Here is an 8,938-nt window from a genome sequence, read left to right as displayed (position 1 = left end):
GGCGCCGACGACACCATCAAGCTGCCCGCCGGCACCAAGGAACTCCCGCCCGGCACCGTCAAGTTCGAGCACGGCGGCAAGACCGAGTTCGTGGACCCGCACGGCAACGTCTACGACGACGCCGGAAACATCCACCCCGGTGAGACCGCGCCGAAGGAGACCGTTCCCGGCGACCACAACGGCGACCACCCCGGCGGCACCACCCCCGACCACCCGGTCAAGCCGAACGGCCCCGACCCGCTCCACACCCCGGCCAAGGCCAAGGTGCCCGAGATGGCGGGCGTCGGCGGCCGCGACGGCGTCATCAAGCTCGGCTCGGACCTGTCCGACCCGTTCAAGGTGCCGGACCACGTGCCCGACCATGTCCCGGATCACGTGCCCGACCACGTGCCGGACCACACCCCCGGCGGTCACGCCCCGGAGGGCCCCAACGCGAGCCACGAGCCCCCTGGCCACAACGACGGCCCGGGCCACGACGGCACCGGCGACCACACGGGCGGCCACGACGGCACCGGTGGGGACCACAACACCGGCGGCCACGACGGCGGTTCCGGCGACCACACCCCCGGCGGCCACGACGGTGGTGCCGGTGGCGGCCACGACGGCGGCTCGGGTGGCGGCCACGACGGCGGTTCCGGTGAACACCCGTCGTCGGACGAGCCGGTGGGCAACCGTCCCGATGGTTCGTGGGAGGGCGAGAAGGGCCTCAAGCTCAACCTCGAGGCCAACGCCGCCGCCGAAAAGTTCATGCAGGAGTCCGCGGCCCACGAGCCCCGGGTCACCGAGGCCGTCCAGGACGTCGCCGGCAAGGTCGACAACGGCAAGCTCATCGGCCTGGAGTACCGCCTCAAGGGCGCCGACTCCCTCAAGCGCAAGCTCGCCACCGACCTCGCCAGGCCCGGCATCCGCCCCGAAGACGCCATCGCCAAGATCAAGGACTCCGTCCGCTACACCCTCGAAGTCCCCGCCGACAACTACGCCCACGGCGTCACGCAAGCCATCGAGGACCTCCAGAAGCGCGGCTTCGAGAACATCACCTTCAAGAACACCTGGGACGCCGCCGGCTACAAGGGCATCAACTCCACCTGGCGCGACGCCGTCACCGGCCAGAAGTTCGAGCTCCAGTTCCACACCGCCGACAGCTTCAAGGCCAAGATGGACGGCCACGTCCTCTACGAAAAGGAACGCCTCCCCGGCCTCACCCCCCACGAGCTCGAAGTCATCAAGGCCGAACAGGCCGACCTCTTCGGCAAGGTCCACGTCCCCGACGGCGCCGGCGACATCAAGCTCCCCACCGAGCCCGTCCACGACATCCCGACCGGCACCACCCACGAACCCCACGGCACCGGCCACAACCCCGGCACCGAACACCCCAAGCCCGACGGCGGCCACACTCCGGGCGATCACCCCGGCGGCGGGGACCACACCCCGGGCGACCACAACGGCGGCGGCGACCACGCCCCCGGCGACCACACCGGCGGTCACGACGGCCCGACCGGCGGCGACCAGGGCCCCTCGGGAACAGGCGACCACCCGGCGGCTCCGGACGCCGGTGACCACGGCTGGGACCGTCCACCCACCGAGAACCGTCCCCTCCAGCTCGGGGGCGAGACGGAGCAGAAGATCAGGGACCTCCTGCCTGGCCCGAAGCCGAAACGTGCGGACCTCGACAAAGCCATCGAAAACCTGGCGAGCCACCCGGCCGGCCAGGAGACGGCCGACCTGATCGCTTCTGGTCGGTTCAAGGGCATGACGAACTTCGACCAGGTGGTGGGCAGCCTCAGCCAGAAGAATGCGATGTCGGGTGGCATCGAGCAGCTTCGCCTCGCCGACCGTCTGCAGCGGAGTGGCATCACGGACATCAGCTTCGAGCTCAAGGACGGTTCGGAGATCAAGCCCGGTGTGACCGCCGGGCCGGAGACCGACCTGGACGTGATGGCCCGTGCCCACGACGGGACCACCTTCGGTTATCAGTTCAAGGAGATCGCGAACCCCAAGAAGGTCGCCAACAAGATGTGGCAGAACATGGGGCAGCTCGCGGACTCCGGCGCCGACGTCAAGGTCTTCGTCGTCGACACCAAGGGAAGCATGGCCGATATGCTGGCTGCGGGTGTCGAGAAGGACCTCGCCAGGATCTACGAGCGGAATAACGTGATCGTCGTTCTTCGCACCGAGGACGGAACACTCCTATCTCCGCCCGGCGCCCGATTCATGCCTGGAGGCCAGCCGTGATTGCCAGCACCCCTGTGGCGCGGTGGTACTGGGGCGTGCGCGGCCGTCCCACCGACCTGGTCAGCGAGGCCGTCCACCGGTTCGCCCTGGCGATCCGGGTCCTCGATCGGCACCGCCTGGGCACGCCCCACAATGGGCAGGTTGCCGTGTCGATCCCGGAGCCGGGCAACCGGAGCCACCTCCTCAAGGCGGACCTCCGGGTCGGTGCGCTCGCCGAAGACGGTTCGGGGGCCGCCGACGCCCTGGTCTCGCACATCGAAAAGCGTCTCGCCCCAGGCGAAATCGGCACCGTGAACCTGTACGCGCCGTGCGACGGAATCGTGGACACCGACAACGGCGGACAGCCCACAGAGAAGATGTTCACCCTCTCCGTCGAGGTGTCCCAAGACTTCTTCAACGTGACCCTGACAACGTTCTCCGACGCCTGGCTACCGCTCGACCTGCGCGGGCGTGCTCAGGAATCGGTATTCGCCGTCAATGCGCCGCGCCTGGCCGCGGCCCTGGCCGAGATCTCCGAGGCGCTGGACCTGGAGATCGATCCCGACGATCCGACGCGGCTCGCCGTTCCGACGGAGTCAGGGATCGAGAACCACTTCAGGGACGATGCCGGCACCCCTTGGGATGTGTGGGGGAGCTTCGAAATTCCCTATCGCAACGGCATCTTCAACCAAACCCCGAGATTCACGGCCGGCTACAAGCGGACCACGTCCGGCCCTGTCCGGTACGTCCCCGTGATCGGCATCACCGGTGTCCTCGGCTACCTATGGGTATCCGACACCGACGGAGCCGCGAGCTTCGAACCTTCCGAAACTGCGGATCTCGACGGCTACCGGGCGGGTCTGGTCTGGCTGGACCGGCTTCAGAAGGCGTACGACCGCGGACTGTCCCCCACCGCCGCACTGACGGAACTGACGGCGCTCCCCGGAGATCCCGAGGCGGGGCACGCGACTCCGGGTGGACTGACGGACGTGGACGAACTCCGGAAGCTGCAGGAGCTCGCACAATCCTGACGACGTGCGCCTCCCCAAGAAAACCAATGAGCAGAAAGGGGGTTGGGGCGATCGTGGCATCCGATATCCCTGACAAGTGGTATCCCAAGACCCTGCCGCTGGACCAGAAGGCCGCGGCCCGTCTCGGCGCCTGGGTGACGGCCTCCGCCGGTGAGTCGCTACAGGCCTCCGAGCTCGACCTACGCGGGGCCAACCTCTCCGGTGGGGACTTCACCGGTGCGTGGTTCTCCCACTCCGTGCTCGCCGGCGTCTCCCTCGCCGGCGCGGAGCTCTGGCGCGCTCACCTGGAGAAGGCCGACCTGACCGGCGCGAACCTCACCGGCGCCAGCCTGGTCAAGGTCTCCCTGGACGAGGCCTCTCTGCGGTCCGCCTGCCTGGACGGGGCCGACCTGACGTCGGCCTCGGTGTACGGGGTCGACGCCCGGGAGGCCACCTTCCGAAACGCCGAGCTCCCCGGGGCCTCCCTCCTCCGTGTCGACCTGCGCGGCGCCGACCTGACCGACGTCACCGTGGCGAACACCTCGTTCAAGGTCCGCGTGGACGAGCACACCGTGGTCCGCGGTCTGTCCGGCACACTGTCCGGCCCCGTCACCGTCGTCACCGACGACACCGAGCAGGAACTCGACGGCGTCGCCCTCGAGAAGTGGCTCGGCGAACGCGGCGCCCAGGTCGAGGTACTCAGCGGCGAGCCCGTCACGTACTATGCGGTTTTCAGTGAGATCTCCTCGCGGGAGAACCCCGAAACCGTCATGCGTCGCCGCGTCGTCGACGGAATCGAATATGACGAGGAATTCACTCGCAATCTTCGCTGGGAGCCGACCGAATACTTCCGGCTTTACTACCTCGGGCACAACGAGGACGACCACGTCGAGATCAGCAGGGCCGAGGTCGACGCCTTCATCGCACGGGTCAAGCAAGCCCTCGGCACCCCGTCCCAGGAGAGCTGACCTCCGGGACTCATGGACGCCCGATGGCCCGACCACCACTCCGGCGGTCGGGCCATCGGATTCGTACGTTCACACCGGAGGTAGCACAGTGATCGCCAGCACGCCGGTCTCCCGTTGGACCTGGGGCGACTCCACCGAGGGCGGCGAACCGATCCTCCGCTGCCTCACCGATCTGCTGGCCGCACGGGCCGTCCTGGCCGCGCACCGGCTGGTGGTCGGCGAGCCCAGGGTCCGTCTCACCGTCTCGGAGTCCGGCAAGCCGCGCTCGGCACTGTACAAGGGCGAGCTCCGGGCGAACGGCTCCGCCGAGGAACTGGCGGCCGAGGTCCGCGCCGCCCTGCGACCGGGCCCCATCGGCTCCGTCGATGCCACCATCTCCCCGGCCGGCATGCTGCTCGGCCCCGCGGGCGACGTCCACACGGAGCGCCTGTTCCATCTCTCGACATCCGCATACACGGACTTCGCGGCCGTGGACCTGACGACGTTCTCCGACGCCTGGCTGCCCTTCGACCTCCGGGGCCGGCCCCAGCCCGCCGTGTACGAGGCGAACGCGCCCCGGCTCGCGGCCGCCCTGGCCGAGCTCACCGACGTCCTCGGCTCCGACATGGACCCGGAGGACCCGACCTACTTCGGCACGCCGACCGAAACCGGCGTCGACCCCCACTTCGACCAGGACGGGGCCCCGGCCGACTCGTGGTCCCGGTTCGAGCTCGCCCGCCGGTACGAGCGCTTCACCCACGCACCCGGCTACCGCCGTACGACGGACGGAGACGTGCGGTACGTCCCGATCGCCGACGGCCACGGGTTGCTCGGCTACCTCTGGGCCTCCGACACCGAGGACGCCGCGAGCTTCGAGCCCGCCGACGTCGACAACGACCAGCGCTACAGCGCCGCCCTCGCTTGGCTGGACCGCCTGCGCTCGGCCCACGATCGCGAGCTGTCCCCCACCCAGGCCCTCACCGAACTGACCGGCCGCGCACCGGAGGACACCAAAGGCCCGGTCGCCCTGGCGACACTGCGCAACCGCGCCGCGTGGTCCACGAAGAGCCTGCCGCTGGATCGGGAAGCCGCAGCCCGGCTCAGCGCCTGGGTGACGGCAGCGAACGGCGAGCCGCTGGACGCCACCGGCCTCGACCTGCGCGGAGCTGCCCTCTCTGACGGAGACCTCACCGGAGCGTGGTTCGCCCACTCCGTGCTCGCCGGCGTCTCCCTGGCCAACGCGGAACTCTGGCGCGCCCGCCTGGAGAAGGCCGACCTGACCGGCGCGAACCTCGCCGGGGCGAGTCTGGTCAAGGCAACCCTGGACCTGGCCACCCTACGGTCCGCCTGCCTGGACCGCGCCGATCTGACCTCCTCCTCCCTGATCGACGTCGACGCCACCGCCGCGACCTTCCGCCGCGCCGACCTCACCAACGCCACCCTCCTCCAAGTCGACCTGCGCGGCGCCGATCTGTCCGACGCCACCACGGCGAACACCTCGTTCACCGTCACCGTCGACGACCACACCGTGCTCCGCGGCCTGTCCGGCACCCTCTTCGGCCCCGTCACCGTCGTCACCGACGACACCGAACAGGAACTCGACGGCCTCGCCCTCCAGCGCTGGCTCACCACGCAGGGCGCCGACGTCGAAGTCCTCAGCGGCTTCGTCTACTACGCGAAGCTCCACACCGGCGAATCCCGCGAGAACCCCAGCGGAATCGCGCGCCGCAGCTCGGCGGACGGCAACGACTACGACGAGGCCTACACCCGCAACCTCTGCTGGGAGCCGACCGAATACTTCCGTCTCTACTACCTCGGCCACAACGACATCGACCACGTCGAGATCACCAGGGCCGAAGCCGACGCCTTCGTCGCACGCGTCAAGCAGAGCCTGAGCACCCCGTGATCGCCCGCACCCCTGTGGCGCGGTGGTTCTGGGGCGTGCACGGCCGTCCCACCGACCTGGTCGGCGAGGCGGTCCAGCGGTTCGCCACAGCGTTCCAGGTCCTCGACCGGCACCGCCTGAGCACGCCCCGCGCCGGGCAGGTCACCTGATCTGCCCGACCCTTTCGAGCCGCTGCTGCTGATGCTGGAGCGGGGAGGCTTGTGCCTGGTCATCGAGAACCGGGTCGCAGACTTCGCCACCCTGCGCGTCCCCCCTCGGAACGTGGCAGGACCACCTGAGCACCGAGCCGGTCATCGCACTCGAACGGTCCGCGCTCGACGCCATCGATTGGTGATCGATCTCCGGGACGCACAAAACCCGCCGGCCCGACCGCATTTCGGCGATCGGGCCGGCGGGCATTCATGCGCCGACGGCCTACGTCGGGAATTCACCCAACCAACCGTGAGAGACGAGGTACTTGGGAATGTAAGGCGACTCCACGTCGATCGGGAACTTCCCGTCGAAGGCCATGCAGGCCATGGCGAGAGGACCGAGGGCGAGTGCCCCGTCGCGCTTGGTCGCGCGGTCCTCGTCCATGGTCCAGTACATCTTGTGGAGGTTCAGCGCCTCGACCAGGTTCGGGGAGAACTCCTCCTCCCGCTTGCGCACGACCTGGTAAAAGAGGTTGAGCGGCGGGTACATCAGGCACTGCATGGCATCGCGCGGAGCGACGCGCGCGGCATCGGGGGTCGACGTCTCGAAGGCGGCCGTGAGCTTGTCGACGAGGCCCGGCCGACGGAGCCAGTAGGTCTGCTGGACGTCCACCCAGTGGTAGACGTACTCGTCGTACGAGCCTTCCGGCGAGCGCAGCCGTTCGAGCGGGATCTCGCACAGCTGCGTCATCCGCTTCTGCTCGCGGCAGATGAGGGCCAGCCAGAAGGCGTTCAGCCAGTTCCCCGCATCGGCGAAGGACTGTGGCCCGATCGCCGGAACGCTCCGCGCCCTGCCGTTGATGAAGCACTCGACGGTACCTTCGCTCGCGCCGGTCACGGCGAACACCGCCGAGCCGAGCTGCATCGCGGTGACCGCGGCCTTCCACGTCTCCAGCCGGTCCGCCTCCGGGTCGGCAACCACGTGGGTCTGCAAGGCGAGGAGAGCCGTGCTGAACGCGAAGTCGATCATGTCGGCCGACTCCTCGAGTTCGTCGACCCTCCGGTTCACCCGCTCGCTCAGCCGGTCGGCGAATGCCTCGGCATCGGGCTGGGGCTCGATGTGGCGGGCAACAGTCTCGGTCACGGAAGAGTCCCCTTGCTGATGTCGAACCGCCGGTACTGCAAGCCAGTGTAGCTTCCGGCGTTCTTCTCGCCCTTGACGACGACGTATTCGAGATTTCCGTCCTTGAGCGCCGTCGTGATCTTGTCGACGAGGTCCGTCTCGCCCCGCTCTTCCATCTCCCTGAGAATGTCGAAGAAGTATTCCCTGCTCCCCTGCGAAACCGCCTTACGGGTGGCCCCGGGAAGAAGGCGACTATTGAGACCCGTACTCGGGCTGCTCTTGGCTTCGACGACGACGACCCGCCCGTCCTCGTTCGTCCAGACCTGGTCGAACTGGTCGTTGCCGTTCTTCGGGCCGAGGAGCGGCTCGTCCTTGAAGCCCGGGAAGTTCTCGGCGATGTAGTGGTGCCTCGCCGCCGCCTCACCGAAAGCCTCGGTCGCCTTACCCATCTCCGTGTGGGACGCCTTGTACACCCCGTCTGCCTGCGGAAGACCGAGCCTCTGCCTCCAATCCTTGACCAGGTTGTCCCACGTCACGGCGCTGTGGCGCTTCTTCGCGAACAGGTCGAGCAGGTTGAGCCGGTCCTTGTCGGTGACCTTGGTCTCGTCCAGGGAGATGTAGTCGTCGTCGAGGTAGTGGGGCTCGGGGGGCTCCGGGGTGTCCTTGGCCGGCACCCACGGGCCGTGCTCGTCCAGTTTGACGAGCTGGGGCGGTGTGTATCCGCTCTCGTCCTTGTAGGACAGCCGCTTGCGGTCACCGTCGATGTTGTAATACTGCTCCCGGTATCCCGGCTCCTCGTTGGCGCGGTAGACCTGGATCTCCTCGATCTGCTCCTTGGTGAGGCTCCCGGGCTCTCCGTAGGGGTTCGGGCCGTCCTTCATGAATTCCGGCCGCTTCACGGGCTGGCGCGCGGGCGGTTCGTGGCCGCCCGTACCGGAGCCGTCGTGGCCGCCCGTCGAACCGCCGTCGTGCCCGCCAGTGCCGTCGTGACCGCCCGTCGAACCGCCGTCGTGCCCGCCCGTGCCGGAGCCGTCGTGCCCACCAGTGCCGTCGTGCCCGCCGGTCCCCGAGCCGTCGTGCCCACCCGTACCGTCGTGCCCACCCGTGCCCGCGCCGTCGTGCCCGCCGGTGGTCGGGGTGTCATGGCCCGGCCCGCCCGGGCCGTCGTGGCCGCCGCCGGACGGGTTGAGGTCGTTGCGGGGCCCCTCGGGGGCGTGGCCGCCGGGGGTGTGGTCGGGGGCGTGGCCGCCGGGGGCCAGGTGGTCGGGGACGTGGTCCGGCACGTGATCGGGGACGTGGACCGGTTCGGAGAGGTCCGAGCCGAGCTTGATGACGCCGTCGCGGCCGCCGACGCCCGCCATCTCGGGCACCTTGGCCTTGGCCGGGACGACGGGGTTGTGGGGCTTGACCGGGTCGTGGTCCGCGCCGGTGTGGTCGCCGGGGAGGTTCTCCTTCGGCGCTTCGCCGCCGTGCTGGCGGATGTTGCCGGCCTCGTCGTAGACGTTGCCGTGCGGGTCCATGTACTCGACCTTGCCGCCGTGCTCCAACTTGATGGTGTTGGGCGGGAGTTCGACGGTCTTCTCGGGGAACTTGATCCCGCCGTCGGCGGT

General features: G+C 69.1%; 5 protein-coding genes and 2 pseudogenes. 5 read left to right on the top strand and 2 right to left on the bottom strand.

Going from position 1 to position 8,938, the window contains the following annotated elements; all coding sequences use genetic code 11:
• From ACFV4G_RS42095 to ACFV4G_RS42075, 5 genes and pseudogenes are all read left to right on the top strand, one after another.
• Window positions 1-2,232: pseudogene (locus ACFV4G_RS42095) on the top strand (hypothetical protein); the annotation flags it as partial.
• Window positions 2,229-3,242 (top strand): hypothetical protein, encoded by a 1,014-nt coding sequence (locus tag ACFV4G_RS42090; protein ID WP_380448682.1) that lies wholly within the window; start codon window positions 2,229-2,231, stop codon window positions 3,240-3,242. The pseudogene ACFV4G_RS42095 and the gene ACFV4G_RS42090, both read left to right, overlap by 4 nt.
• 53 nt (window positions 3,243-3,295) lie before the next feature.
• Complete coding sequence (locus ACFV4G_RS42085) at window positions 3,296-4,189, top strand: pentapeptide repeat-containing protein (protein ID WP_380448679.1); 894 nt, start codon at window positions 3,296-3,298, stop codon at window positions 4,187-4,189.
• 88 nt (window positions 4,190-4,277) lie between these two features.
• A complete protein-coding gene (locus ACFV4G_RS42080; RefSeq protein WP_380448676.1) occupies window positions 4,278-6,074 on the top strand; it encodes a pentapeptide repeat-containing protein in 1,797 nt (598 codons plus the stop codon).
• Complete coding sequence (locus ACFV4G_RS42075) at window positions 6,071-6,223, top strand: hypothetical protein (RefSeq protein ID WP_380448674.1); 153 nt, start codon at window positions 6,071-6,073, stop codon at window positions 6,221-6,223. Before ACFV4G_RS42080 ends, ACFV4G_RS42075 begins: the two co-directional genes overlap by 4 nt.
• 265 nt (window positions 6,224-6,488) lie before the next feature.
• Here ACFV4G_RS42075 and ACFV4G_RS42070 read toward each other — a convergent pair whose 3' ends face one another.
• Both ACFV4G_RS42070 and ACFV4G_RS42065 read right to left on the bottom strand, forming a co-directional pair.
• Entirely contained in the window at window positions 6,489-7,349 is an 861-nt protein-coding gene (locus tag ACFV4G_RS42070; RefSeq protein WP_380448672.1) for an immunity 49 family protein, read from the bottom strand.
• Window positions 7,346-8,938: pseudogene (locus ACFV4G_RS42065) on the bottom strand (hypothetical protein); the annotation flags it as partial. The gene ACFV4G_RS42070 and the pseudogene ACFV4G_RS42065, both read right to left, overlap by 4 nt.

Source organism: Kitasatospora sp. NPDC059747 (assembly GCF_042732955.1).
Taxonomy (GTDB): Bacteria; Actinomycetota; Actinomycetes; order Streptomycetales; family Streptomycetaceae; genus Kitasatospora.
The sequence above is the reverse complement of the archived record's forward strand: the minus strand, read 5'-3'. Positions and strand labels throughout refer to the sequence as shown.